This is a genomic window from Streptodolium elevatio, from assembly GCF_053592165.1.
This window is the reverse complement of sequence record NZ_JBSFVE010000002.1, coordinates 370,251-395,253: the sequence shown is the minus strand read 5'-3', so window position 1 is coordinate 395,253 and position 25,003 is coordinate 370,251. Positions and strand designations below refer to the sequence as shown.

Here is a 25,003-nt window from a genome sequence, read left to right as displayed (position 1 = left end):
ATCTAATGGATCGCTCGGAAGGTCGGTGCAATGCAGGCAGTGCCCCGCGACTACCGCGCCGTCGCCGACGCCGTCGAGGCGGACATCGCCGCCGGGCGGATGCGGCCCGGCGACCGCCTGCCCCCGCAGCGCGACTTCGCGCGTGCGCACGGCATCGCCAACTCGACGGCGACGCGCGTCTACGCCGAACTCGCGCGCAGGGGCCTGGTCGTGGGCGAGGTCGGGCGCGGCACCTTCGTCCGGGCCGCCCAGGACCGCGCGTTCGGCCTCGCCGAGCCGACCGGCGCACCCGTCGACCTCGAACTCAGCGTGCCGACCGTCCCCGAGCAGTTCCCCGCTCTCGCGGACGGCCTCGCGCGCATGCTGCGCCCCGATGTCCTCGCCGCGTCCCTGCGCCCGCTCGGCGCCACCGGCACGCCCGACGCCCGCGCGGCCTCCGCCGCCGCCCTGGCCCGGCCGGGCTGGACCCCCGACCCCGGCCGAATCCTGTTCACCGGCACCGGCCGCCAGGCCATCGCCGCCGCCTTCGCGGCGCTGGTGCCGCCGGGCGGGCGCATGGGGGTCGAGGAGCTCACGTACCCGGCGGCGCGCGCGATCGCGGCCCAGCGCGGCATCACGGTCGTCCCCCTCGAACTGGACGACGACGGGCTGCGCCCCGACGCGGTGGCCGCGGCCCAACGCCGCGGTCGCCTCCGGGCCGTCTACGTGCAGCCGACTCTGCACAACCCCACCTCCGTGACGATGCCCGCCGGCCGGCGGGCCGAACTCGCGGAGCTCACCGGCAGGTTGGGCGTGCCGATCATCGAGGACGCGGTGTGGTCGCATCTCGCGGACGACTCCGCGCCGCCGCTCGCCGCGTACGCTCCCGAGCACACGGTCCTCGTCGAAAGCCTGTCCAAGCGCGTCGCCCCCGGAATCACCCTCGGATTCGCCGTGGCCCCGCCCGAGTTCGCCGACGTCCTCGCCGGTGCCATCCGCTCGGGAGCCTGGACCGCGCCGAGCTTCGCCCTGGACGCGGCGGTCGGCTGGATCCGCGACGGCACCGTGGCCGCCGTCTCCGAAGCGAAGCGCGCCGACGTGAGGGCCCGTCAGGAGGTGGTGCGGGCAACGCTCGACGGCTTCCGCGTACGCACCGCACCCGACGCCGCGATGTGCTGGTGGGACCTCCCGGATCCCTGGCGCGCCGACACCTTCGTCGCCGCGGCCGCCCGCCGGGGCATCGCGATCACGCCGGGAGCGGCCTTCGCGGCAGGCCCGGCTTCCGCCCCCGACGCGGTCCGCCTCGGTCTGGCCTCCCCGCCCCCGGACGTCCTCGCCGCGGCCCTGGCCACCCTCGCCGCCCTCGCCCGCTCCGGCCCCACGCCGGACACGGTCGACTAGCACGCGACGCCGCGGAGGCCGGCCGCCGGCGCCAATATCTAGTGGGGGTAGGCGCGTTGCGGCCGGATGGGGTCGACCGCGTCCCGGAAGGCCTCGATCTCCCGGACCACGTCCCACATCGTGTACGTCTGGTGCAGCCGGTCTATGTAGAGGTTGCGCCGGGCGAGCGCGTCGAGTTCGACCGCGAAGTACATCGCCATCAGCGGGTTGACGAACAACTCGCTCCCCGCGGTGCGCTTGCCGAGCGCCACGTCGCCGAACTCGCCCCGCACCGCGGCCGCCACCGAGCCGTGCACGATGCTGGGACCGGACGTGGTCTCCGCGGTCGCGTGCGCGACGGCGTCGACGTAGAGGCGGCCCTCGCGCGACTCGCGCGGGATCGACAGGGCCCCCAGATACCCGCCGTCCCGGTCCAAGGCGGCCAGGTTCTCCAGGACGTGGGCGTGGCAGACGCCGTGGTACGCGTCGACGCCGAATCCGAGGGACAGGACCAACTTCGTGCCGACGTCGACGACATCGACCGCGGCGAGGCTGGTCATGTCCTCGCCCGGGGTGCCGAGGCCGGACTCGTCGCCGCGCATGAGGATGTCGGTGCCACCGTCCACGAGCACGATCGCGTCGAGGTCGAGGAGCTTTGCCAGCGTGCGGTAGGCCGACGCGAGCGGACGTACGCCGGTCATCTGGAACGCGAACACCGTGGCCGGCAGCCCCTGTCCGTCCAGCCAGCGGGAAAGCGAGCGCTCCGGGAAGTACCCGCTGTCGCCGCCGGTGTCCGGCACCACGGCGGCGACGCCGGGCCGCAGCATGTCGCGCTCGGGCAGCCGGTCGACACCGACGAACGACAGGTTCGCCAGGTGGACCTGCTTGCCCGCCTCCCACAGTGCGAGGGCGAGCGGCAGACCGGCGTAGACGTCGAACCCGCCGCCCGCGCCGGCGATGAGGATGCGGCGGCAGGGGGCGAGACGGGTGAACAGCGGAGGCTGTGCGAGCGAGAACATGCGGCGGACCGTACCAAGGCGAAGGCCGGGAAAATCGAGGGGTTTTGGCCTATCCACGCTGATCGAGTCGGAGCGAGACTTCGGATCACGCCCCCGAACGGACCCTGCGCGGCTGCGCGAACGCCCCTGGGAACGGCCGCTGAGGATGGCACGCCGAGCGGCCCCGCAACCGGCATGGTGAGCGGCCCTTCGGCCGGCACTGTGAGCGGCCGCGCGACCGGCGCGGTGAGCAGTGTGCGATCGACACGGCCGAGGGTTGACTTGTCCGGCGGTGCTCGACACCCTGATTAAGGAAATTCCTTAAGGAATTTCCTTAATGGGGAGCGCGCCTGCCGCCCCGACCGTTCGGACGATGGGAAACCCATGGGCCTCACGATCACCCGACTGCCCCAGACGCTCGGCGCCGTCGTCGACAACCTGCCCGAGCACATCGACGAGGCCACCGCCGCCGCGCTGTCCGAGGCCTGGGCCGAGAATCTGGTGCTCTTCTTCCCGCAGGCCCGCCTCGACGACGAACGCCACATCGCCCTCGGCTCGGTCTTCGGCACGCTGCACGCCACCAGCCCCGGGCTCGAGGACGACCACCGCGACCAGACGGTGTTCGGCCCGAACGGGGAGATCCTGGAGATCGACGCGCGCAAGGACCGCGCCAACATGTGGCACACCGACGTCACGTTCACCGAGACCCCGCCGGTCGGATCGCTGCTGTCGATGAAGGTCTGCCCCGAACGCGGCGGCGACACGCTGTGGTCCAACCAGTACCTCGCCTACGAGACGCTGTCCGAGCCGATCCGCGACCTCGTCGACGGGCTGTCCGCCGAGCACGGCCGCCCGCCCATGACCGGCGTCCACACCCACCCGATGGTGACCACACACCCGGTCACCGGCCGCAAAGCGCTGTTCGTCAACCGTGGTTGGACCACCCGCATCCCGGGCCTGTCCCCTCTCGAGAGTCGGGGGCTGTTGGACCTGCTGTTCGCGCACGCCGAGAAGCCGGAGCACACCGTGCGCTGGTCGTGGCAGCCGGGCGACGCGGCCATGTGGGACAACCGCTGCACGATGCACTACGCCGTGAACGACTACGGCGACGCCGAGCGCGTACTGCGCCGGGTCACGATGTACGCGTGACCGGCCTCGTACGCCGGGCCGGATCCGGAAGCGATGCCTCCCGCCCGCGTCGCGCTTCGCGGCCCGGGCGGGGTTGACTACACCCATGGCGGACGACACGAACGACAGGCGGCCCCGCGGCCGGAGCGGCAACGCGGCGGAGACCCGGGACGCACTCATGCGCGTCGGCGCGCGGCTGATCTCCCGCCACGGCCTCGGGGTCCCGGCGAGCCGCATCCAGGAGGAGGCGGACCAGCGCAACAAGTCCGCGCTGACCTACCACTTCGGTTCGGTCGCCGGCCTGGCGGCGGCCATCCACCTGCGGCACCGCGACATCGTGGAACAGCGCCGCCTGCGCGCGCTGGAGGCGTTGGCGGCATCGGAGTCGCCGGAGCCCTCGGCCTCCCCGGAGTCGAACGCCGCCGGCGGTGACGCGGCTCGCGCCGACCTGGGCAAATTGGTCACCCTGCTGGTCGCGCCGGCCGCCGAGGAACTGCGTACCGCGCCCGGGCGGGCCTATCTGCGGCTGCTTCCGCAGGTCGCGCACCTGGCCGAGGTCCGGCAGGCGGACCACCCCCGCCCGGTCGGCCTCGACCGCACCTTCGCGCTGCTGCGCGCCCACCTTGCCGACCGTGGGCTCGAAGACGTCGACGAGCGGCTGGCGTTGCTCGCGCAGATGCACGCCACCGCCTTCGCGGACCGGGCGCGCCGGATCGACGAGATGGACGCACCGGTCGTGGATCTGGCGCCGGGTCACGACCACTTCGTCCGCCTGCTGACCGGCATGCTGACGGCCGCGCTCACCGCCGACTGAGCGATCCGGAGGCGGGCACCCGTCGGTCGTCCGGTTGTCGAGGGGGCCGTCGAGTGGGGCCGGTCGTGTCAGGCCGAGCGGGCGGCGAGGTAGTGGTCCGAGGTCACGACCTTGCCGAAGCGGGGGAAGGTCCGAGTGACCGCGAACTCGTGTTCGTCGGCGGCGAATCCGGACATCGCGTCGGCGACGAACACGATGTCGTATCCGTGGTCGCTCGCGGCGCGCGCGGTGGACTCGACGCCCATTGTCGTCACCAGGCCGCCGAGCACCACCGTGTCGACGCCGTGCTCCTTGAGGCGTTCGTGCAACTCCGTGTCGTGGAAGGCGCCGATGGTGCGCTTGACCACCACGATGTCGCCGTCGGCCACCAGGGCGTCGGCGAACCCGCTGCCGGGCGGCTGCTCGTCGACGTCCGGCCGGTCCACGCGCACCTGGACGACGGGCCGCCCGTCGGCGCGGAAGGCCTCGGCCAGGCGGCGGCTGCGCTCGAGGACCTCCAGGCCGCTGTACGGGGCCACAGGCAGGGCGAGGATGCGCGGCATGAGGTCGATGAGGACCAGAGCGGACGTCATGCCTGGAACCCTAGTGCTGCGACCGCCCTGGCCACAGCACCGGTGGCCCCGGGGGCCGGCGGGGACGTCCGACTTCGCGTCGGCGTTCCCGCGGCCCGCCGCAGGACGCGCCGGCTACCCCTCGTCCGCATGGTCGCCGGGCCAGTCCCAGTGCGGCACCTCGCGCAGCGGGTGCAGTTCCGCGTCGGTCCTGGCGTGCGAGTTCTGCATCGCGACCTGCGACCCGAACTCGACGTGCGAGCGCAGCGCTTCGCGGAAGTCCGGGTCGTTCGGCAGCCCGGCCTTGTCCGCCGCCGCCAGGTACAGCTCGACGAACCGCTGCCGCTGCTCCTCGCGGATCTCCAGGCCGCGGTGCGCCGCGATCAGCCCCGAGAAACCGCCCATCTCACGCGAGAACGTGTCCGGGCCGCCGAAGCTCTCGGAGTCGAAAGCCGTGAGCCGCGCGACGTGTTCGGGATGCCCCGCACCGAAGAGGGGCTGGAGCAGCGGATCGACGAGGACGCTGCTGTAGAAGATGTCGACGAACCTGTGGAGGGCGTCGTGGCCCCCGGCGTGCTCGAAGAGACTCACCATCGGGGCATGATGGCACGGCCACGTTACGCGGGGGCGACGTGAAGGCGGCCATCCGTCCGGAGCGGGGGTTTGCCCTACCCTGCACTGGTGGCGCACCGGCTGGGGAGGCCGGGCGCGAAGCGGGAGTGTGAGGGCATGATCGAGACCACAGTTTCGGCCGGGACCGGCTTCGACGCCGCGAAGCCCGACGCCGAGTCCCGCCGCGGCGGCTTCCACCGCGAACTGTCCTACCTCCTCGTCGGGTTCCCCCTGGCCGTAGGCACCTTCGTGGCGATCGTCACGGGCCTCTCGTTCGGCATCGGCTGTGCCGCGGTCGTGTTCGGCCTGCCCCTCCTGGTCCGGACCCTGCATGCCGCCCGCTCGTTCGCCGCCGCCGAGCGCAGGCGCGTGGAACACCTCACCGGGCGGCCCCTCCCGCCGCACCACTACCAGGACATCCAGGGCGAAACCGCCCTGGCCCGGTGGTTCGGCGCGCTCTCCGACCGGCAGGCGTGGCGTGACGTACTGCACGTCCTCGTCGCCTTCCCGCTGCGCCTCGTCGGGTTCTGCTTCGCCGTCACCTGGGTCGTCGGCGGCATCGGCGAAGTCCTCTACGGCGCCTGGTCCTGGTCGATCCCCCGCGACGACGGCACCCGGGGGCTGGTCGACCTGATGACCGGGATCGAGGCGCGCTGGGCCGACATCGCCTTCAACATGGTGGTCGGCGTAGTCCTGCTGGCCACCGCCGTGCCGGTGGTACGCGCCTTCGCGGCCCTTCAGGTCTCCCTCTCGCGCGCCCTGCTCACCAACGAGAAGCAGGCCCTGCGCGCCCGCGCCGAGACCCTGGACGCCGGGCGCCGCGGCGCCGTCGCCGCCGAGGCCCAGACCCTGCGCCGCCTCGAACGCGACCTGCACGACGGGCCGCAGCAGCGCCTCGTACGGCTGACCATGGACCTGGAGGCGGTGGCCCGCCGCCTCGACTCGGACGACCCGGACCGGGCCCGGCCGCTCGTCGACGACATGCTGGCCCAGACCCACGAGGCGCTGGGCGAGATCAGGGCCTTGTCGCGCGGCATCGCCCCGCCGGTCCTGGCGGACCGCGGCCTCGTGGCCGCCCTCGCCGCGGCTGCTGCCCGGTGCCCGGTGCCGGTCACCCTGGACACCCGGTTCGACGAACGGCGGCGGTTCGCGCCCGTCGTGGAGAACACCGCGTACTTCGTCGTCACCGAAGCGCTGACCAACGTCGCCAAGCACGCGGGGGCCGGCGCCTGCACGGTGACCGTTACGGTGGACGGGACCGTTCTGCGCGCGGAGGTTCGGGACGACGGGCACGGCGGCGCGCACCTCGGGAAGGGCCACGGCCTGGCGGGGCTGGCCGACCGGCTCGCGGCGGTCGAGGGGACAATGGACCTGGTCAGCCCGGTCGGCGGGCCGACGATGTTGACGGCGTCCATTCCGCTGCGCGGGGTGGGCGAGGGCGAAGGCCCGCACCACGGTGGGGGCGGGGACGAGGCGCGCGGGTAGCGCGCGACGGAGGATCTGCATGCGGGTCGTGCTGGCGGAGGACTCGGTTCTGCTGCGGGAGGGCCTGATCCGGCTCCTCGACGAGGCGGGGGCCGAGGTGGTCGCGGCGGTCGGGGACGGGGTGTCCCTGGTCGATGCGGTCGCGGAGCACCGGCCCGACGTCGCGGTGGTCGACGTACGCATGCCGCCGACGTTCACCGACGAGGGCCTGCGCGCCGCGCTGCGCATCCGTGCCGAAGTCCCGGCGACGGCCATCCTGGTGCTGTCGCAGTACGTCGAGGAGTCGTACGCCGCCGACCTGTTGGCCACCGCCGACGCGGGTGGTGGCGGCGTCGGCTATCTGCTCAAGGACCGCGTGTCGAAGCTGACCGAACTGTCCGACGCCCTGGCGCGCGTCGCGGCCGGTGGCACGGTGCTCGACAGCGAGGTGGTGTCGGCGCTGTTCACCCGGCAGCGGCGGCGCAACCCGCTCGACGCGCTGACTCCGCGCGAGCAGGAGGTGCTCGGGCTGATGGCCGAGGGGCGCCGCAACGTGGCGATCTGCCGCATTCTCCAGTTGAGTGCGGGCACGATCGAGAAGCACATCTCGTCGATCTTCGACAAGCTCGACCTGCCGCCGTCGGCCGACGACCACCGCCGCGTGCTTGCGGTGCTGGCGTGGTTGCGGCCCACGGCGTCGTAGCCGCCCAGGATGCGGCGGCCTTGGGCGGCGGCATCCGGCGGCGGCAGTGCGGAATCCCGGGCGGCAGCCTTGAGTTGACAGCCGGGTCGTCAGCCCGGTCGCCCGATATGCCCGTCCGGTGAGTCAACCGGTGGGCGCGGTGTTCTCGGCGAGTTCGGCCGGTTCCGCCAGTTCGGCCGCGAGTTGGCGGCGCAGGAGCTTGCCGGTGGGCGTGTAGGGCAGTGCCTCGCGGAAGACGATCTCGTCGGGGGTGCGGGAGCTGCGCAGCCGTCCGCGTACGAACGCCCTCAGCTCCTCCGCCAGTTCCCCGTCGGCGGCCGCAGCGGCGGTCGCGTCGCCTCCGGTCGCGGCAGGCACCACGGCGGCGGTGATGCGATGCCCCCACTGCTCGTCCGGTGTGCCCACGACGGCCACTTCGCGCACCGCGGGGTGGTGGATCAGGACGTCCTCGATCTCGGCCGGGGCGATGTTCTCGCCGCCGCGGATGATGGTGTCGTCGGCGCGGCCCTCGATGAAGAGATAGCCGTCGGCGTCGATGCGGGCCCGGTCGCGCGTGGGGAACCAGCCGAATTCGTCCAGGGTCGAGCCGCTGCCCAGGTATTCGCCGGACACCTGCGGGCCGCGCACCCACAGTTCGCCGTCCCGGACCTGGCCCTCGACGCCCGGCACGAACCGGCCGGCCGAGCCGAGCCGCGCGCGGACCGCGGGGTCGGTGGCGGCAAACGCGGCGCGGTGGTCCTCCGGGCCGAGGACGGCGATGGTCGAGCTGGTCTCGGTGAGGCCGTAAGCGTTGGTGAACCCGGCGTCGGGGAACGCCGCGAGCGCGCGGGCGAGGACGGTCTCCGGCATGCGCGCACCGCCGTAGGCGACGGCACGCAGGCTGGGCGCGTCGGCGTCCCGTCCGTCGAGATGGTCGACGATCCGGGACAGCATCGTCGGCACGAGCATCGCCTGCGTGACGGCCTCGGAGCGTACGAGGTCCAGCCAGCGGGCCGCGTCGAAGTCGGGCAGATGGACCATGCGGCGCCCGGCGTAGACGTTGCTGAGCACGCTGCCGATTCCGGCGATGTGGTACGGCGGGACGCTGACGAGGATCGCGTCGTCCTCGTCGGCGGCGGCGAAGTCGACGGTCTGCAGGACGTACCCGACCAGGTGGCTGTGCCGCAGCACGACGCCCTTCGGGCGCGAGGTGGTGCCGGAGGTGAACAGCACGACGGCGGGTGCGTCGTCGTCCTCGCGCGACGGGCTGGTGCTGCCCGCCCCGGCCTTGGCCGCGGCCGCCATCCACTCGTGCCCGGCGACGACGGGCGCCGGGCAGTCGGACAGCGCCTCCAGATACGCGGCGTCCGCGACGACGACGGCCCCGTCCAGGTCGCCGACGAGGTCGGCGAGTTGGGTGGGGGAGAGGCGGTAATTGAGCGGGGTGATCGGCAGACCGGCGTGCGCCGAGGCGAACAGGAGTGCGGGGAACAGCGGGCCGTTCACGCCGACGTGCACGACATGCCGGGCTTTCGCCTCGTGCAGGACGTCGGCGCCGCCGGCCGCGATGCGGGCCAGGTCGGCGTACGTCAGCGGTACGGGGCCGTCCTCGCGGAGCGAACCGACCGCCACCCGGTCGGGGTGGGCCGAACCGGCCATGTCGAGCAGCATCCCGATACCCACCGAGCCTCCTCGTGCGGATCGCGCGGCGGCGCCTTTCGGAATGCCGAAACCCCGGTCCGGGTCGGCCCGCTGACGCCGCCTCAGCAGAGAACAGGGATGTGCGCGAAGGGTCAAGGCGGTCGGGGTGCGGGAGTCGACACACCCACCGCGGTTCGTCAACCAGTGGTTGACGAGCCGCGGATCGTCAACCTAATGTTGACGCATGGAGAAGCCACAAGCCGTCACCACGCAGGTCCGGCTCGACGACCTGATCGACGCCATCAAGAAGACCAACGACGACGCCCTCGAGCAGCTCGCCAACGCGATGCTCGCCGCCGACCACCTCGGCGAGATCGCCGACCATCTGATCGGCCACTTCGTCGACCAGGCGCGGCGCTCCGGCGCGTCCTGGACGGACATCGGCCGCAGCATGGGCGTGAGCAAGCAGGCGGCGCAGAAGCGGTTCGTCCCCAAGGCGGACGCCGACAAGCCCGAGCTCGACATGAGCCAGGGCTTCAGCCGCTTCACGGCGCGCGCCCGCAATGTGGTCGTCGCCTCGCAGAACGCGGCACAGGCCGCGGGCAACGAACGGATCCAGCCGGAGCACATCGTCCTCGGCCTGCTGAGTGAGGCGGACGCCCTCGCGGGGAAGGCGATCGTCGCGCAGGGCGTCACCCTCGACGCCGTCCGGGAGGCCGCATCGGCCGTCCTTCCGGCCCGTGTCGACGAGGCGCCGGAACTTGTGCCGTACGACGCCCAGGCGAAGAAGGTCATGGAGCTGACCTTCCGCGAGGCACTCCGCCTGGGGCACAACTACATCGGCACCGAGCACCTTCTGCTCGCACTCCTCGAACTGGAGGACGGCTCGGGCGTGTTGAGCGGACTCGGCGTCACGAAGGAGGAGACCGAGCGGCTCGTCGCCGAGATGCTGAACGCCGTCGTCGCGTCGCTCGACACGGGCGGAGACCAGGCGTAGCCCGGTGCGGGAGTGCCTGCGGCCGCTTCCGGTCAGGTGGCCGCCCGGTCGGGCGGCCGCACCCTCGTCAGGTTGCCGAGTCGGGGTCAGGCGGCCGTACGCGCGGCCACGCACAGGACGGTCTCGGTCGGGTCGGTCGTCGTCTCCGCGGCGTACCCGTTGGCGGCGAGAGTGGCCGCGACGCGTGCGCCGAGCGAACCGAGTTGGCCGGCGGGCGGCGGCTCGTAGAACAGCCGGAGGGTGCCTTCCGGGGCCAACGCCCCTCGGATCAGGTCGAGTTCGTGGGCGGGGTCGCGCGTCCAGAACAGGTTGACGTTGACCGCGAAGACCTTGTCGAACGGCCCTTCCGACGCGAGGTCGGCGCCTTCCAGCGTGCCGAGGACGAACCGGGCCCGGCCGTCGGCGACGTACCCGGCGTTGCGCGCCGTGGCACCCTTGACCGCCGACTCCGAGCGGTCCAGGCCGACCAACCTGCCGTCGGTGAGGAGTTCGCACACCAGCGCGGCCGCCACGCCGCGGCCGCCGCCGATCTCGAGGACGCGGTCCTTGGGCTGCACGTCGAGTTGTTCGACCGCCCAGCGCAGGCGGTGGGGGATCCCGGACACGGCGGCTCCTCGGCAGTCGGGGGCGTGGTGGACGTTGCGGGTGGCAGGGACGGGCGGACGGGCGAGGCGTGGGCATGGCTACTGGCAAGGACGGGTCCCGGCCACTCACGAGGCTAGGAGAATCCACGCGCGGAGGAGAGCAGTTCGTGCCCAACTCGTCCGAACGACGCGCGGCGGCGGGCGGATAGGTACTGGTAAGCGGGCCGGACGCGCACGCGCGCGTCCGGAAGCCGCTCATGCGGGCGGAAGCCCCGGCTCTCCGGCGCGCCGTGGGTTCTACTCGGCCGGGAGCGCCTCGAACATCCAGCGATGGCCCTCCCGGTCCTCGGCGCGGTACATCCGCCCGTGCTCGGTGTCCGCCAACTCGCCCAGAATGGTCGCCCCGGCTTCCTGGGCCCGCGCGTAGTGCGCGTCGATGTCCGGGACGTACACGTGCACGCCGTCGATGACGTACGGCACCGCGAGCCACCCGGCCGCGTCGGCGCATGTCTCCGCGTGGTGCCTGGGGGAGCGGTACGCCTTCGTCGGCTCCGCCATCATGATCAGGCCGCCCGCCTCGGTCACCATCTCCGCGTGCCCGACCGACCCGTCTGGCATCGGGTAGCGCGCCGTCTCGCGGAAGCCGAAGGCCTTGGCCAGCCATGCGAGTGCGGCGTCGGCGTCCTCGTACGCCAGCATCGGCGTGACCGTCTGCTGTTCCGACATGACTGCCTCCAAGAAGCGTGTTCGTGCTGCCGGGCGTGGTTCCCGGGCGTCGGTGGGACGGTGGGGGCGCGCCGTGATCGGCGCGCCCCCACCGTGTCGGTGGTGTGCCCCAGTCTCGGCCGCGCGGCAGGACGCGGTCTTGGATGAATGGGAAACACCGCCCGCCCCGGTCAGGGGAGGGACCGTCGCGTCGGGCTAGAAGTCGAACACCGGGGTCGTGCCGCGGTGCAGTGCGCAGCGGTTGCCGTACGTCCGCTCGAACGCGACGTCCGTGACGCCACCGTGCCAGTACCCTTCGGCCACCGCCGTGACCGGCCGCCAGTCCATGGTGCACGGGCCGGGGTCGCCCTTGAGGAGGCCGAAGTCACCGTCGGCCTGGTCGACGGCGGCACAGGCGCCGTCCGGGTCGGGGTGCGAGCCTCCGTTGGAGTTGCACCACAGCTCCACCTGGTCGATCAGGAGGCCGTTCGCGCCCTCGCCGGCGTACACGCTCAGCACGATGTGGCCGTAGGGCGGCGGGATGGCCGCTGCCGGGGCGCTCGCGCCAAATGCCGTGAACGCCAACGCCGCGGCGCCCAGCAGTGCCGCCGTACGCGTCTTCGTGCGCTTGCTCATGGGTGGCCGTCCTCCCGACACAAAGGATGCGCGGCCGTTGCCCGGCTGATCCGGACACCCGAGAGGACCGCGCCCCTCATGGCCTATCGGCCAACTACGCGGTCACCTTGAGGAATCGGCCCCGCGCGCGGCCACCGCATCGCGGACCCCGGTGAGGAAGCGCTCGACCGCGTCCCGTCCGGCGTCGTCGAACTGGTCGACGACGGAGACGACTTCGTCGATCAGCGGGCCGAAGAAGCCTTGGCCGAGGGCCACCGCCCGGTCGTCCACCTCCAGCAGCACGCGCCGCCGGTCGGCCGCGTCGCGTACCCGGCGTACGTGCCCGGCTCGTTCGAGTCGGTCGACCAGGGCCGTCGTGCCCGCCGAATTGAGGCCCAGTTCCGCGCCGAGGCGGCCGGGCGTGGCCGGGACGCCGGCCCGGGCGACGTCCAACAGGGCGATGAGCGCTCGGAGATCGGTCGGATGCAGTCCGTTCTCCACGGCGAACCGGCCGCCGAGCCGGTCGAGTTCAACAGTGATGCCGCGAAGCAGATGCACCGCGCGCATGCCCGCGCCCTGCCCCTCGACCGGGCTCTCCGGCACGTTGCCACCCTCCGCGTCCTGGTCTCGCACGTAGCTGTCCCGCAGGTTGCCGTCCTGCACGTTGCCCCGAGCCGGTGGCGATCGGCCACTCCGTGCATGATATCTCGCTGAGCGAGACATCTTCTCGGAAGAGTTTCCGGGCGAGTCCCCGGGTGTCCTGGACGGGAAGGAACAAATACCGTCCCGCACATGCAGGACGCCACCCATGAACTTGCGGAACTGGCTCGCCTCACCGGCATGCGCAGGGCCTCGTCCCCACCCCCCGACTGGTCGGCCGTCACCGCCGCCTTGGGGTACGACGTCCCGTGCGACTACCGACGACTCATCGAGACCCACGGCGCGGGGCTGTTCAGGGACCGCGAAATCACGGTCATCACGTGGGGCAGCACCGAGGACGCGGTCTACTGCCACTGGATCGCCGAGCCCGGCACGGACCCGGAGAGCTGGCCAACCGCCTTCCACACCGTCACCGCCGGCGTCTCGCACCTGGGCAGGCGGAGACCGGCACGTCCGTGCGTATTATCTCGTTGAGCGAGAGAATCGCTCAGCGAGAGATGTCTGGACGAGAGCCGAGGTGAGCCGTGACCGCCGAGTTCCGGAAGACCGAGCCCCGCAATGCGCCTGGTGCCAAGCCGAGCACCGCACGCACTGCTCAAGGTGCCTTCGACGCCCGTTTCGCCGCGGCGTACGACGCGGTCGTAGATGGATGGCCGCTCCCGGTCGAGACGATCACGCTGGACTCCGAGTTCGGCATGACCCACGTCATCGCCTGCGGCCCCGCCGACGCCCCACCGCTCGTCCTGCTGCACGGCGGCGGCACCACGGCCGCCGTCTGGTACGCCAACGCCGCCGACCTGGCCCGCGGGCACCGCGTGTACGCCATCGACCGCATCGGCGAGGCCGGCCGCTCTCGGCGCGGCGCGCGGCCCCTGCGTGACGCGGCCGGCCTGCACGCGTGGCTGGACGGCGTACTCACCGGACTCGGCGTCGCGGACGCGGCTATCTGCGCCCATTCGTACGGCGCATGGCTCGCACTCACCTACGCCCTGCACGCGCCGCACCGGGTCACGGGGCTCGTACTCCTCGACCCCACGCAGTGCTTCGGTGGATTCCGGCTCCGCTACCTGCGACGCGCACTGCCCTCGCTGCTGCGTCCCACCGCGGACCGGGCCCGTCGGTTCATCGCCTGGGAGACTGCCGGGGCAACGGCGGCCGAGCCCGGCGGAGCCACCGCGGACTGGCTGGAACTCTACGGCCTGGCCGCGGAGTTCCCCGGCGCCAGGACCGTCGTCGGCCGCCGCCCCAAGCGGGCCGCGCTGCGCACGCTGGCGACACCGACCCGGGTGATTCTGGCCGCGGACAGCCGTACCCACGACCCCGCGAAGATCGCCGCCGCCGCGACCCGCGACCTGCCGAACGCCGAGGTGTCGGTGCTCCCGGGGGTCTCCCACCACGCGATGCCGTGGCACCGCGCGGCGCACCTCGACGCCGACATCACCCGGTTCCTGACGGCCTTGCCCGTTCCGCCGGGCAGCGTCTGACCTATCGGTCCTTGTACGCCTCGGCGTACTCGCCCTCGGGGGTGATCTCGGTGATCACGTCGATCAGCACGCCGTTGGGGTCGGCCACGATGAAGTGGCGCTGACCGAAGGCCTCGCTGCGGATCTCCAGCTTCGCGTCGAGCCCCTCCTCGACGACGAGGCGCTGCCACTCGGCGTCGACGTCCGCCACCTCGAAGTTCAGCAGCAGGCCCTGCACCGGCTTGCCGCAGCCCTCGGGGATGGTCGGATGCGTCGGGTCGAGGAGGGCGATCTCGTAGGGGAGGGGGCCGGGACGTCGCAGGCTGACGTACCAGTCGGTCTCGAAGGTGACCTCGAACCCGAGCAGTCCGGTGTAGAAGTCGCGCGACTCCGCCAGGCGCTCGGTGCCGATGACCGGGTAGAAGCTCGTGAGCTTCATGGGACACCTCCAGGGATGTGCCGGTGCGCTGTTCGCATACCGTCGGTATGTGAAGTACGCTAGTTCGCGTACCGAAGGTATGTCAACCGAGAGGCGAGGGAGCGACGTGTCGTACGCGAGCGAGCAGCGGGCCCGGCAGCGCGAGCAGACCAGGTACGCCCTGACGCGCGAAGGCCGCCGACTCTTCGCGGCCCAGGGGTACACCGCAGTCGGCCTCGCGGAGATCGTGCGCGCGGCGGGGGTCACCAAGGGGGCGCTCTACCACCACTTCGAGGGCAAGGCCGACCTGTTCCGCGCCGTGCTGGAGGAGGTGCAGCAAGAGGTCGCGGACCGCGTCGCCGCCGCGGCCGACGCCGAGAGCGACCCGTGGACACAACTCACCACCGGCTGCCGCATGTTCCTGACCGCAACCACCGACCCCGCGGTCCAGCGCATCATGCTCGTCGACGGACCCGCCGTGCTCGGCTGGGAGACGTGGCGCGCATTCGACGAGGCAGGCGCGGCCCGCCACCTCGCCGAAGCGCTCACCGCCCTCGCCGATGCCGGGGTGATCGCTCCCCAGCCGGTTGCCCCCTTGGCGCACCTGCTCTCCGGTGCCATGAACGAAGCCGCGCTCTGGCTCGCCGCTTCCGGCACCGCCGAAGACCTGAACGACACCTGGACAGCCCTGTCCCGCCTCCTGGACTCCCTCCGCGTGCAGTAGTCCGTGGTCCCCGCGGCGGCGCGGACGATCCGGAGCAGAGGCTCGGACGATCCGGAGAGGCCTACGACGTGGGCCGGCTCCAACTGCTCAGGACGGTCGGGTGCGCCCAGTGCAGCATCGCCACGGCATATATGAGTCGCGCGTCGGGCCAGTCGCTCACGACCACGTATTCGTCGTCCTCGAAGTGCATCACCTCGTGGCCCTCCCGCCGCCACCGCGTCGTCAACGGCATCCGCGGGAACTCGCCGCCGACCAGGATCAGCGCGAGCATGACCGCCCACAGCGGCGAGAACAGCCACCAGAAGAACCAGGCGACCACGTGCCCCTTGCGGGCGCGCAGTTCCGGCCCGTTGGCCGACTCGACGCGCCACGACGTACGGGCGAACCGGAAGATGCTCCCGCGCCGCCGCGTCACCCGCGCCAGCAGCTCGCCCTGCGACCCGAGCACCCGGTACACGGCCCTCCCGGAACCGGCCGACTCGGTCTCGACCACCATCTCCCAGGCCGTACGCCGGTTGTCCCGCCACAGGGTCAGATGCCGCCAGTCCTTGTCCTGCGTCTTCTTGTCCCGCGCGACGTCGTCGACGAACAACTCGTAGTCGGGCACCGGCGCGTACCAGTCCCCGCCCGCGCCCGGCTTCGCCAGCAACACCGGCCCCTGCCACGTCCCTGGCGGCTGCCTCCTCATCTCTTTGTCCTGGAAGGGCTTCCTGACCCTGGCCATCGTCCCCGCAACCGCGCCTGCCCCGTGCGTCATGCCGTTCCCCGCTTGATCGTCCGATCCCCCGACAGTGCGGATCGTACGACCCCATCGGTGTTGCCGAGGCCGCTACCAGGGCCGCCGGGCCGGCGGAACGATCGGAAGCTGCGCCCGCGGGTGGCAGGGTGGGCGCATGGGCTTTGCGGAGTTTCCCGGCGATGCGGGGTGGCGGCACGTGGACGCCCGGGACGGTTTCGAGGCGGCGTGGTTCCGGGGCGAGAGCTGTGGCGGCCGCCGCATCGACGGGACGGCGGTGGCGGTGGAGGACGGCCCGAGTTGGGCCGTTCGGTACCGGATCCTGCTCGGTCCGACGGGTCGTACGTTGCGGGCCGAGGTGGAGAGCCGGTCGGTCGGCGGCCGCCTGACCGTCGTCCTGGAGGCTGACGGGGAGGGGTGTTGGCTGGTCGACGGGGCCGCCGCGCCGGAACTCGACGGATGCCTCGACGTCGACCTGGAGGCGTCGGCACTCACCAACGCCTTTCCGGTGCGCAGACTCGGCCTCGCGGTCGGGGAGCGGGCGAGCGCACCGGCGGCCTATGTGAGGGCGGCGGACGCGACAGTGGGGCGTCTGGAACAGACCTACCTTCGCGTCGAGGACGAGGCGGCCGGGCCGGCGTACGACTACGAGGCGCCCGCCTTCGACTTCGCCTGCCGGCTCCGGTATGACGCCTCGGGCCTCGCGCTCGATTACCCGGGTATTGCGGTGCGGGTCAGGTAGGGCGCAGTACACGCGCACCGGCGGGCCCGCGGGGCCTGCCGCGGTGATCTACGCTGCGACTCGACCCGGCCGACCACGCCCGAGGAGATCCGTGACCAAGATCGCCAGGCGTGTTTTCACGCTCACCCCGTGGCCGTGGAACGCACTGCCGTGGGTGCAGGTCCCCGAGGGGCTGGAGTTCACCCTCTATTACGTCACCCCGCTGAGCTTCGGCACCGAGGTGGACGCGACCGGGGCGGACGAGGAGCGCTGGGCACGCGCGCTCGAAGCGTTCGAGGCCGAACTGCTCGACGCGCAGGCGGATGTCCGGTGGGCGCACGGGGTGCGCACCAAGGCCGGGTTCATGGCCGACAACCGCGCGGTACGCCTGCGCCGCTATGACCTTGTCCCCGGCCGCCGAGCCCGGTCACGGCACGCGTGGGCAACGTGCGAAGTGCGAATGCGCACCGCCGAGGCGACGTACCGGCCGGTCAAGCAGGACATCGAGGCCCGCCTTGCGGAGGCTGCGGCCGGTGACGGCTGAGCGTCGACGTACGCCGCGGCTCGTCCGCGACGCGGGTGATGGCGGAGTATGGCTGGTATGGGCGAGGTGCGGAATACAGCGGGCGAGGCCGGTGGGGCGGTGGCGGTGCTGCGTCGCTGGGAGGACGCGGGCGGGGTGTGGCGGGTCGCGGCGAGGCGCGGCGGCAGCGTGACGGTGGCTTTGTGCCGCTGCGACGGAGGCGAGGAGGCGGAGCGGCTGACCTCCGCCGATCCGGACCTCGTCGCGTACGTGGAAGAGCGCCTGGCGGACGGTTGACCGCCGTATCCGCGGGACAGGAGCGGGTGGGCGCGCGTACCGGGTCCGGGCGGCGACGGAACCCGGCGCCGCTGACCTCCGCCGGTCCCGAGGGCGCCCCTGCAACTCCTCGGAACCGACGGCGGTCCGCTTCTGTCAGCCGACGACGGCCTGGAGTTCGTCGTGGTCCTTCTGGACCAGCGGGAACTGCGCGGCACCGTTGGGCAGGGCCCAGAAGGCGCCCGTGCGCACCGCGTCCAGGATGATCCCGCCCGCTTCCAACGCCGGAATGCCGTGCTCGTTGCCCTTCTTCAGCCGTTCGATCATCGGCGCGCCCTGCGGCGGCAGTTCGGCGGCCGTGATGAGGTGTTCGGCGATCTCGGTCGCGACATTGCCCGGGCAGACGACAGTGACCCCGACTTCGGCACCCGTCATCGCCAGTTCGGCCCGAAGCGCCTTGGACAGCGCGATCACCCCGGCCTTGCTGGCCGTGTACGGCGCGATCATCGGGCCGATCAGCATGCCGCCCATCGACGACACGTTGACGACGTGCCCGCCCTCCGGGTTGGCGAGCAGTAGCGGCATGAACGCCTGCACGCCGTGTACGACGCCGAACATGTTGACGTCGAATACCCGGTGCCAGTCTGCGAGTTCGGTCTGCCAGGCGGTGCCGAACGTACAGATTCCGGCGTTGTTGACGACCACGTGAGCCGTGCCGTACGCCTCGACCGCCGCATCCGCGAGCGCCCGCACCGCCGCGGGGTCCGTCACGTCCGTCGGCACGCCGATCGCCTCCGCACCCGTCTCGCGCAGCGCCGTGACGGTGCCCGCGAGGCGGTCGGCGTCGAGGTCGGCGAGCACGACGCGCATGCCGGCGGCGGCCATGGCCTCGGCGGTGCCGCGCCCGATGCCGCGTGCGGCACCGGTGACGACGCCTACGCGGCCGGTCAGTTCACGCATGGAGCTCTCCCGATGTCGAGGGCGGTTACGCGGGGCTTGTCCGCGGGACTGCCCGCAGGTCCAGGCGCACAGCGCCGGGCGCGTAGGGCGGTGCCCCGGGCGGCGACGGTACGCGCATCACGCGCGCAGCGGCGCGATGTCGCCCTCCTGTAGCCTGCGCCCCGCAATCCCCTCGAAGCCGTTGCGGTCGGTGTAGCTCTCCTCGCCGATGATGCGGCCCTCGTCGTCGATGACCCACACGATCGACATGCGCGACTCGTACAGGTAGAACGCGTCGGCGGACTTGTCGTCGACCTGGATCCCCATGGCGGTCAGCGTGGCGCCCGGGTACGCGATGCGGATGGTCCCGTCGGTGAGGATCAGGTTCCGGTCCACCGCGAGGCGGTCGATGTCGTGGACGAGCTGGGTGGCGCCGCTCGCCACGAACGCGCCGTAGTAGGCGCGAACGCTCTCGGTGCCGCGCGGGTGCAGGCGCGGGTTGTCCGGCGCGCCGAGGCGGTAGACCGGTTCCGGCGCCAGCGTGGCCATCAGCGCCTCCAGGTCGCCGTGCGCCTCGGCCTTCTGGTGCGCGATGACCGCCTCGAGGTTCCGGCGCAGCACCGGGTCGCGCTCGTCGGCGAGACGCTTCTCCAGTGGTGCCCAGGTCTGGTTGGGGTCGATGACGACATCGCGGGTGACAGTCATGCGGGCTCCTCCGGCGGGCGGTACGCCGCGGCGGCCCCGGGCCCCGATGCGGGACGCCCGGCAGGGGTCCGCGGCGATTCTCTGTCGACTTCTTGTATATGACGTAAACGTCAGCGATTACGTTCTAACATTGCTCCGTGACACGGTCAATGAACACCGCCGAGGCGGATGCCGAAGGCCCGGCCGCCCCGACGCGTACCTTCGCGCGCCCGCGCCTGACGCTGCGCGACGTGGTCCTCGCGGCCCGCGCCGTGCTGTCCGAGGGCGGCGTCGACGCGCTGACGATGAGCGCGGTCGCAACCCGGCTCGGGGTCACGCCGATGGCGCTCTACCGGCACGTCGACGGCCGGGCGGCACTGCTCGCCGCGGTCGCGGACGCGGCGCTCGAGGAGGTCGGCGCGGCCGTCGACCCGTCGGTGCCGTGGGATGACGCGGTGGTGATGTGGATGGCCGACGTCCGCCACCGCATCGTGGAAAGCCCCTGGACAGCGCAGTTGATCGGCACCCCGACGCAGATCGCGCCCGCGTGGGCCGCCGCCCTCGACCGCCTGCTTGCGGTGCTCGAACGCGGGCCGCTGGACGACGACGCCCGCGCCGACGCGCTCGTCTGGATTGCCCGGACCACCGTCGGGGTCGTGCTGCTGGAGGCGAAGTCGCCGCTCGCCCGCCCGGGACAGGCGGTCGGTACGGCGCTGGAGTCCGCGTTGGAGACCGCGTCTCCGGAAATGGCCCGGCGCTGGGCGCGGATCGACACACGGCTGACGAGCTACCAGGACGACGACCTGTTCGAGGACCTGGTGCGCCAGACCCGGGCCCGGCTCTCGGACGCAGCCGCAAGCCGTCCTTGTTTTGGAAAACGCAATCGACCCGCCTCGGACCAGGTAGCGGCCGAGGCGCCGACCGACCTCACCGACACTCAGTGGCGCCGCATCCGCGCGCTGCTGCCGCCCGGCGACCAGCGCGGCGCCGCGCGCGCCGACGACCGGCGTGTCGTCGACGGCATCCGCTATCGCGAACGCACCGGCGTACCGTGGCGCAACGTGCCGGTCAGGTACGGCAGTTGGCAGACCCTGTACGGCCGCCACCGCCGCTGGTCCGACGACGGAACCTGGGCACGCGTGACCGAGGCTCTCGACTCCTGACCACCCGTGCCTGCTACCTTTGGCGCATGAAGTCGTCGGCGAATCTGTCCTGGTGGCGCTCCTCCTAGGAGCGGCCACGACTCAGACACGCCACGGGCCGTTCGTACCGGACGGCCCTTTTTTCTGCCCTGCGCCCGGAACCTTCCGAGCCGGCGAGGCCGTCCGCGAGACGCCCCTCCCGCAGCCGGAACCCCGAAGCACAGGAGCCCCCGATGACCACCACCGCAGCCCTGACCACCACGGCCCCGGCCGTCGCCGCGGCCCCCGTCCAAGCCCCCGTCCCCGCGAGCGAAGACCGCGCGTCCCACCCGCCCGCGCCCGAAACGCGCGGGACACTCGTGCCCGACGACCCCGGAGCGCACCGCGTGCTCACCGGCGACCGGCCCACCGGACGCCTGCACCTGGGCCACTACTTCGGCACCCTGCAGAACCGGGTGCGGCTGCAGGACGCGGGCGTGGAGACGTACCTCGTCGTCGCGGACTACCAGGTGCTGACCGACCGCGATGTCGCCGACCACCTCGCCGAGTACGTGGAGGAACTGGTGCTCGACTACCTCGCCGCCGGCATCGACCCCGAGCGCACCACGGTTTTCGCGCACAGCGCCGTGCCCGCACTCAACCAGCTCCTCCTCCCGTTCCTGAGCCTGGTCTCGGTCGCCGAGCTCCAGCGCAACCCGACCGTCAAGGACGAGATCGCGCACTCGCGGCGGGCGGCGGTCAGCGGGCTGATGTTCACGTACCCGGCCCATCAGGCGGCTGACATCCTGTTCTGCAAGGCCGACATGGTCCCGGTCGGGCAGGACCAGTTGCCGCATCTGGAGGTCACCCGCACCATCGCGCGGCGCTTCAACGACCGCTACGGCGCCGTGTTCCCGGAGCCGGAGGCGCTCCTCTCCGCCGCGCCCCTGCTGCTGGGCACGGATGCCACGAAGATGAGCAAGTCGCGCGGCAACGCGGTGTCGCTGGCCTCGACGGCCGACGAGACGGCCCGGCTGATCCGCCGCGCGACCACCGACGCCGACCGCACGATCACGTACGACCCGGTACGGCGTCCCGGCGTGTCGAGCCTTGTCCTGCTCGCCGCGCTCTGCCTGGGCCGCGCCCCGGCCGAGGTCGCGGCGGAGATCGGCGGCGGGGGAGCGGCCCGCCTCAAGCAGGTCGTGACGGACGCGGTCAACGACCATTTCGCCCCGATGCGGGCCAGGCGCACCGAACTGGCGCGCGACCGCGCGTACGTGCGCGAGGTGTTGCACACGGGCAACGCCCGGGCCAACGTCGTCGCGGACGCGACTCTGAGGGAGGTGCGGGAGGCGATGGGCATGCGGTACGCGTGAGGATGGGCACATGTCCGCACGCGTGCTCGACCGCCTGACCGTCCCCTGGATACCGCTTCCGCACACCATGGACGTGGTGCTGACCCCGGGGACGCCCGACGGGTACGCCGTCACCGCAGCCTTCGCCGTCGTCGTGGACGCGCGCGGGCACACCCTCCTCGCCCGGGTCGATCGACCCGGCCGGGGGTGGGACGTACCCGGCGGGCACGTGGCGGACGGCGAGGCACCCGCCGAGGCCGCCGCGCGCGAACTCGCCGAGGAGACCGGGTACATCGTGGACGCCGCGCGGCTCCGGCCGTTCGGCGGACAGCGCATCACCCTGCACGCCGACCCGCCCGCCGACTACGGCTACCCGGCCCGGGCCTACATGGCCTTCCACGCCGTGCAGTTGGCCGGTCCGGGCCCGGACACCCGCCCCGTCCCCGACTCCGAGTGCGTGGCGGCGGCCTGGTTCGCACCCGACGAAGTACGCGCGTACTGCGCGGGCGCCGCATGGCTCCCGCTCCACGCCACCCTCGTCACAACACCGTGACCGCGCCGCCCTGGACCGGCACTTTGCCGAACTCCGGGCGGGTCGCGATCAAGAGGTGCGGCACTGCCGCCGACGGTGCCTTCGGGTCACGCCGCCGTCCGCGCGCCGCCGAGCACACTGCCCAGCAGGTCGTCGAGGCCGACCATGCCCAGCAGTTGCCCGTGCGCGTCGTGCACCAGCGCCAGTGACGCGCGCCGTTCGCGCAGCGCCGCCACGGCCCGCTGGATCGGTGTGTCGATGCCCAACGTCAGGACGGGCGAGGCGAGTTCGCCGGCCGTGGGGGCGTTGGGTGAGTCCGCCCCCAGGCCGCGTATCGCCAGCACCTCGCGTACGTGCAGGACACCGGTCAGGCGCCCGTCGGCCTCGCGGACCAGCAGGCGATTGCGGCCGTTCCGGCGCGACGCCGCCACGATCTCCTCGGGCTTCGCGGCCGCCGGGACCTCGTCGATGCGGTCCGCCGGGACCACCAGGCGGGCCAGCGCCTCGGTGTGCGTGCGCAGCGTCGCGGTCAGCACGTCGTGCTCGGCACTGCCGATCAGCCCCAGGCGGCGCGACTCGCCGACGAGCCGGCGCAGGCCCTCCGCGTCCTTGGGGATGGTCAGCTCGTCCCGGGGACGGATCCGGGCCGCCCGCAGGGCCGCGTTGCTGATGCCGTTGAGGGCGCGCAGCAGCGGGCGTACACCGCGGGTGAAGGTGCGGAACGGCGGCGCCAGCAGCAGCGCGGCGCGCTCGGGGTCGGAGATCGCCCACGACTTCGGTGCCATCTCGCCGACCACCATGTGCAGCAGCACGATCGTGCTGAGCGCAACCGCGAAGGCCACCGCGTGTCCGGCCGCTGATGGCAGGCCGATCGAGCGGAAGAGCGGGTCGAGCATCGCGGCGAAGGCGGGTTCGGACACGACGCCGAGGCCCAGCGAGCACATGGTGATGCCCAGTTGCGCGCCCGCCAGCATGAGCGTCAGTTCGCGTACGCCCGCCAGCGCCGATCCGGCACCGCGCTTGCGCGCCGCCGCGGCCTGTTCGAGCCGGTGCCGGCGCGCCGCCAGCAGCGCGAACTCGGCCGCCACGAAGAAGGCGTTGCCGGCGAGCAGCACGATGGTCGCTATGAAGGCGGGCATCGGGCCGATCCCGGTGCCGCCGCCTGCCGCCATGTCGAGGGAAGACAGGGAAGAGAGGGAAGAGGTATCGACGGCCGTCACGCAGCCACCTCACGGTGCTCGGCGGCGCCTGCGGTCGCGCTCGCGGCCGGCTGCGGTTCCCGGTCGCCGTCGGACCCGGCGGGTCCGGCAGACCCGGCGGTGGCCGGCGCCGACACGGCACTCGCATCCAGCGGTACGTGCGTACGCACGCGCACCAGCTCGGGCACATGCCGCTCGACGGTCAGCACCTCGATCTCCACGACCGTGGTGATCGGTCCGTCCGGGTCGCGTGCCTCGTCCGGGTCGGGGATCGTGACCCGGTCGCCGACCTGCGGAAGGCGTCCGAGGCGGGCGATGACCAGGCCGCCGAGGGTGTCGTACGGCCCCTCGGGCAGCTCGGTGTCGATGATGCGCTCGACCTCGTCGACGCGCAGGACGGCGTCGAGGCGCCACCAGCCGTCCTCGGGGCAGGCGTCCACGACGGATTCGACGTCCGACTCGTCGGCGATCTCGCCGACCAGTTCCTCGGCCACGTCCTCGTACGTCACGATGCCGGCCAGCCCGCCGTGCTCGTCGAGCACGATCGCGAACTCCTCGTCGACCGCACGCAGCTGCTCCAGCAGCGACGACAGGCCGGCGGTGTCGGGGATGAGCAGCGGCTGCCGGGCGATCTCGCCGACCGTCACGCGGTCGGCGTCCTCAGGAGCCACGGCAAGCAGGTCGGCGACGCCGACCATGCCCACGATGTCGTCGACGCGATCGCCGACGACGGGGTAGTGCGAGTGACCGCATTCCTGGACCAGGGCGATCAGTTCGGCGGTGCTGCTGTCGGCCCGCACCCGTATGACGTCGGGCCTCGGAACCATCACCTGATCGACCGTCAGGTCGCCGAAGGCGATGGCTCGCTGCAGCATGTCCGAGAGTTCGGGGGCGAGGTCGCCCTCGCGGTCCGCCTCGGCGACGATATGGCCGAGCTCCTCGGTGGTCGCGCCGCCGTGGATCTCTTCGACCGGTTCGATGCCGAGGGCGCGCACGAGTCGGTTCGCGACGTTGTCGAACATCCGGATGACCGGTCCCATGACCTTGAGGTACGCCAGGGTCGGCCGGGCCAGCAGGACGCTGACGCGCTCGGGTTCGGCGATGCCCCAGTTCTTGGGGATCAGTTCGCCGAGGACCATCTGCACGCCGGTCGCGATGCCGAAGCCGAGCACGAGGGTCACCACGGTGTCGACGCCGGACGGCATGCCGAGAGGGTCGAGCGCGGGGGAGAGGATGACGCTCAGCGCGGGCTGGGCGATGAAGCCCACCAGCAGCGTCGTGACGGTGATGCCCAGTTGCGCGCCGGAGAGCATGAACGAAAGGCGGCGGGTCACCTTGAGGGCGCGCCCTGCGGCGCGGTCGCCGGCCTCGGCGCGGCGGCGCAGCTCGGTGCGGTCGGCCGCGACGTACGCGAACTCCTGGGCGACGAAGAAGCCGGTGCCGACGGTCAGGACGACCACGGCGAGTATGCCGAAGGCGGCGGAGGCGGCGTTCATCGGACA

At 72.4% G+C, this 25,003-nt stretch carries 29 protein-coding genes; 15 read left to right on the top strand and 14 right to left on the bottom strand.

The window, feature by feature from the left end; translation table 11 throughout:
* Nucleotides 1–30 precede the first annotated feature (30 nt).
* The gene (locus ACWD12_RS05910) at nucleotides 31–1,380 is read left to right on the top strand and encodes an aminotransferase-like domain-containing protein (RefSeq protein WP_450098506.1); all 1,350 of its coding nucleotides are present in this window, start codon (nucleotides 31–33) and stop codon (nucleotides 1,378–1,380) included.
* A gap of 38 nt (nucleotides 1,381–1,418) precedes the next feature.
* Here the strand turns inward: ACWD12_RS05910 and ACWD12_RS05905 are convergent, their stop codons facing one another.
* Nucleotides 1,419–2,378 carry a DUF1152 domain-containing protein gene (locus tag ACWD12_RS05905; protein WP_450098505.1) on the bottom strand — a complete coding sequence of 320 codons (960 nt, stop codon included), beginning with the start codon at nucleotides 2,376–2,378 and terminating at the stop codon, nucleotides 1,419–1,421.
* Nucleotides 2,379–2,741: 363 nt separating this feature from the next.
* Here ACWD12_RS05905 and ACWD12_RS05900 point away from each other — a divergent pair, with 363 nt between their 5' ends.
* Nucleotides 2,742–3,506: a TauD/TfdA dioxygenase family protein gene (locus ACWD12_RS05900; RefSeq protein WP_450098504.1), complete on the top strand. Its 765-nt coding sequence runs from the start codon at nucleotides 2,742–2,744 to the stop codon at nucleotides 3,504–3,506.
* A gap of 85 nt (nucleotides 3,507–3,591) precedes the next feature.
* Complete coding sequence (locus ACWD12_RS05895) at nucleotides 3,592–4,299, top strand: hypothetical protein (protein WP_450098503.1); 708 nt, start codon at nucleotides 3,592–3,594, stop codon at nucleotides 4,297–4,299.
* Between the two features lie 68 nt (nucleotides 4,300–4,367).
* On the opposite strand, the gene ACWD12_RS05890 is transcribed toward ACWD12_RS05895, so the two are convergent.
* Complete coding sequence (locus ACWD12_RS05890; RefSeq protein ID WP_358349658.1) at nucleotides 4,368–4,871, bottom strand: isochorismatase family protein; 504 nt, start codon at nucleotides 4,869–4,871, stop codon at nucleotides 4,368–4,370.
* A 114-nt stretch (nucleotides 4,872–4,985) separates the two neighbouring features.
* Nucleotides 4,986–5,444: a group II truncated hemoglobin gene (locus ACWD12_RS05885; RefSeq protein ID WP_358349661.1), complete on the bottom strand. Its 459-nt coding sequence runs from the start codon at nucleotides 5,442–5,444 to the stop codon at nucleotides 4,986–4,988.
* Between the two features lie 135 nt (nucleotides 5,445–5,579).
* Here ACWD12_RS05885 and ACWD12_RS05880 point away from each other — a divergent pair, with 135 nt between their 5' ends.
* Together ACWD12_RS05880 and ACWD12_RS05875 are read left to right on the top strand one after the other, a co-directional pair.
* Nucleotides 5,580–6,947, top strand: a complete 1,368-nt coding sequence (locus ACWD12_RS05880) for a sensor histidine kinase (protein WP_450098502.1) — start codon at nucleotides 5,580–5,582, stop codon at nucleotides 6,945–6,947.
* A 19-nt stretch (nucleotides 6,948–6,966) separates the two neighbouring features.
* Nucleotides 6,967–7,629, top strand: a complete 663-nt coding sequence (locus ACWD12_RS05875) for a response regulator transcription factor (RefSeq protein WP_358349665.1) — start codon at nucleotides 6,967–6,969, stop codon at nucleotides 7,627–7,629.
* A 123-nt stretch (nucleotides 7,630–7,752) separates the two neighbouring features.
* On the opposite strand, the gene ACWD12_RS05870 is transcribed toward ACWD12_RS05875, so the two are convergent.
* The gene (locus ACWD12_RS05870) at nucleotides 7,753–9,291 is read right to left on the bottom strand and encodes a class I adenylate-forming enzyme family protein (RefSeq protein WP_450098501.1); all 1,539 of its coding nucleotides are present in this window, start codon (nucleotides 9,289–9,291) and stop codon (nucleotides 7,753–7,755) included.
* A gap of 202 nt (nucleotides 9,292–9,493) precedes the next feature.
* Here ACWD12_RS05870 and ACWD12_RS05865 point away from each other — a divergent pair, with 202 nt between their 5' ends.
* Nucleotides 9,494–10,246: a Clp protease N-terminal domain-containing protein gene (locus ACWD12_RS05865; protein WP_450098500.1), complete on the top strand. Its 753-nt coding sequence runs from the start codon at nucleotides 9,494–9,496 to the stop codon at nucleotides 10,244–10,246.
* Between the two features lie 86 nt (nucleotides 10,247–10,332).
* Here the strand turns inward: ACWD12_RS05865 and ACWD12_RS05860 are convergent, their stop codons facing one another.
* From ACWD12_RS05860 to ACWD12_RS05845, 4 genes are all read right to left on the bottom strand, one after another.
* Nucleotides 10,333–10,851, bottom strand: coding sequence for an SAM-dependent methyltransferase (locus ACWD12_RS05860; protein ID WP_450098499.1), 519 nt, complete (start codon nucleotides 10,849–10,851; stop codon nucleotides 10,333–10,335).
* Nucleotides 10,852–11,127: 276 nt separating this feature from the next.
* A complete protein-coding gene (locus ACWD12_RS05855) occupies nucleotides 11,128–11,556 on the bottom strand; it encodes a VOC family protein (RefSeq protein WP_450098498.1) in 429 nt (142 codons plus the stop codon).
* Between the two features lie 195 nt (nucleotides 11,557–11,751).
* A complete protein-coding gene (locus ACWD12_RS05850) occupies nucleotides 11,752–12,171 on the bottom strand; it encodes an SSI family serine proteinase inhibitor (protein WP_450098497.1) in 420 nt (139 codons plus the stop codon).
* Between the two features lie 102 nt (nucleotides 12,172–12,273).
* The gene (locus ACWD12_RS05845) at nucleotides 12,274–12,717 is read right to left on the bottom strand and encodes a MarR family transcriptional regulator (RefSeq protein ID WP_450098755.1); all 444 of its coding nucleotides are present in this window, start codon (nucleotides 12,715–12,717) and stop codon (nucleotides 12,274–12,276) included.
* A gap of 225 nt (nucleotides 12,718–12,942) precedes the next feature.
* Here ACWD12_RS05845 and ACWD12_RS05840 point away from each other — a divergent pair, with 225 nt between their 5' ends.
* Together ACWD12_RS05840 and ACWD12_RS05835 are read left to right on the top strand one after the other, a co-directional pair.
* On the top strand, nucleotides 12,943–13,284 hold the full coding sequence (locus tag ACWD12_RS05840) for a hypothetical protein (protein WP_450098496.1): 342 nt from the start codon (nucleotides 12,943–12,945) through the stop codon (nucleotides 13,282–13,284).
* Nucleotides 13,285–13,334: 50 nt separating this feature from the next.
* Nucleotides 13,335–14,294, top strand: a complete 960-nt coding sequence (locus ACWD12_RS05835; RefSeq protein ID WP_450098495.1) for an alpha/beta fold hydrolase — start codon at nucleotides 13,335–13,337, stop codon at nucleotides 14,292–14,294.
* Nucleotide 14,295: 1 nt separating this feature from the next.
* On the opposite strand, the gene ACWD12_RS05830 is transcribed toward ACWD12_RS05835, so the two are convergent.
* Nucleotides 14,296–14,712 carry a VOC family protein gene (locus ACWD12_RS05830; RefSeq protein WP_450098494.1) on the bottom strand — a complete coding sequence of 139 codons (417 nt, stop codon included), beginning with the start codon at nucleotides 14,710–14,712 and terminating at the stop codon, nucleotides 14,296–14,298.
* Between the two features lie 106 nt (nucleotides 14,713–14,818).
* Between ACWD12_RS05830 and ACWD12_RS05825 the strand changes: the two genes are divergently transcribed.
* Nucleotides 14,819–15,415 (top strand): TetR/AcrR family transcriptional regulator, encoded by a 597-nt coding sequence (locus ACWD12_RS05825; RefSeq protein WP_450098493.1) that lies wholly within the window; start codon nucleotides 14,819–14,821, stop codon nucleotides 15,413–15,415.
* 61 nt (nucleotides 15,416–15,476) lie between these two features.
* On the opposite strand, the gene ACWD12_RS05820 is transcribed toward ACWD12_RS05825, so the two are convergent.
* Nucleotides 15,477–16,103 (bottom strand): hypothetical protein, encoded by a 627-nt coding sequence (locus tag ACWD12_RS05820; protein WP_450098492.1) that lies wholly within the window; start codon nucleotides 16,101–16,103, stop codon nucleotides 15,477–15,479.
* 205 nt (nucleotides 16,104–16,308) lie between these two features.
* On the opposite strand from ACWD12_RS05820, the gene ACWD12_RS05815 reads away from it, so the two are divergent.
* The 3 genes from ACWD12_RS05815 (at nucleotide 16,309) to ACWD12_RS05805 (ending at nucleotide 17,692) form a co-directional block, all read left to right on the top strand.
* Nucleotides 16,309–16,893 carry a putative glycolipid-binding domain-containing protein gene (locus tag ACWD12_RS05815; RefSeq protein ID WP_450098491.1) on the top strand — a complete coding sequence of 195 codons (585 nt, stop codon included), beginning with the start codon at nucleotides 16,309–16,311 and terminating at the stop codon, nucleotides 16,891–16,893.
* 91 nt (nucleotides 16,894–16,984) lie between these two features.
* Nucleotides 16,985–17,416 carry a hypothetical protein gene (locus tag ACWD12_RS05810; protein ID WP_450098490.1) on the top strand — a complete coding sequence of 144 codons (432 nt, stop codon included), beginning with the start codon at nucleotides 16,985–16,987 and terminating at the stop codon, nucleotides 17,414–17,416.
* A 57-nt stretch (nucleotides 17,417–17,473) separates the two neighbouring features.
* Nucleotides 17,474–17,692, top strand: coding sequence for a hypothetical protein (locus ACWD12_RS05805; RefSeq protein ID WP_450098489.1), 219 nt, complete (start codon nucleotides 17,474–17,476; stop codon nucleotides 17,690–17,692).
* 135 nt (nucleotides 17,693–17,827) lie between these two features.
* On the opposite strand, the gene ACWD12_RS05800 is transcribed toward ACWD12_RS05805, so the two are convergent.
* Entirely contained in the window at nucleotides 17,828–18,631 is an 804-nt protein-coding gene (locus ACWD12_RS05800) for an SDR family NAD(P)-dependent oxidoreductase (RefSeq protein WP_450098488.1), read from the bottom strand.
* A 117-nt stretch (nucleotides 18,632–18,748) separates the two neighbouring features.
* Complete coding sequence (locus tag ACWD12_RS05795; RefSeq protein ID WP_450098487.1) at nucleotides 18,749–19,315, bottom strand: nuclear transport factor 2 family protein; 567 nt, start codon at nucleotides 19,313–19,315, stop codon at nucleotides 18,749–18,751.
* A gap of 137 nt (nucleotides 19,316–19,452) precedes the next feature.
* Here ACWD12_RS05795 and ACWD12_RS05790 point away from each other — a divergent pair, with 137 nt between their 5' ends.
* The 3 genes from ACWD12_RS05790 (at nucleotide 19,453) to ACWD12_RS05780 (ending at nucleotide 22,323) form a co-directional block, all read left to right on the top strand.
* Nucleotides 19,453–20,457, top strand: coding sequence for a transposase (locus ACWD12_RS05790; protein WP_450098486.1), 1,005 nt, complete (start codon nucleotides 19,453–19,455; stop codon nucleotides 20,455–20,457).
* A 212-nt stretch (nucleotides 20,458–20,669) separates the two neighbouring features.
* Nucleotides 20,670–21,791 carry a tryptophan--tRNA ligase gene (gene trpS, locus ACWD12_RS05785; RefSeq protein WP_450098485.1) on the top strand — a complete coding sequence of 374 codons (1,122 nt, stop codon included), beginning with the start codon at nucleotides 20,670–20,672 and terminating at the stop codon, nucleotides 21,789–21,791.
* A gap of 10 nt (nucleotides 21,792–21,801) precedes the next feature.
* Complete coding sequence (locus ACWD12_RS05780) at nucleotides 21,802–22,323, top strand: NUDIX domain-containing protein (RefSeq protein ID WP_450098484.1); 522 nt, start codon at nucleotides 21,802–21,804, stop codon at nucleotides 22,321–22,323.
* Nucleotides 22,324–22,409: 86 nt separating this feature from the next.
* On the opposite strand, the gene ACWD12_RS05775 is transcribed toward ACWD12_RS05780, so the two are convergent.
* The gene (locus ACWD12_RS05775; RefSeq protein WP_358349710.1) at nucleotides 22,410–23,441 is read right to left on the bottom strand and encodes a hemolysin family protein; all 1,032 of its coding nucleotides are present in this window, start codon (nucleotides 23,439–23,441) and stop codon (nucleotides 22,410–22,412) included.
* A 77-nt stretch (nucleotides 23,442–23,518) separates the two neighbouring features.
* Nucleotides 23,519–24,997: a hemolysin family protein gene (locus ACWD12_RS05770; protein WP_450098483.1), complete on the bottom strand. Its 1,479-nt coding sequence runs from the start codon at nucleotides 24,995–24,997 to the stop codon at nucleotides 23,519–23,521.
* Nucleotides 24,998–25,003: the final 6 nt, after the last annotated feature.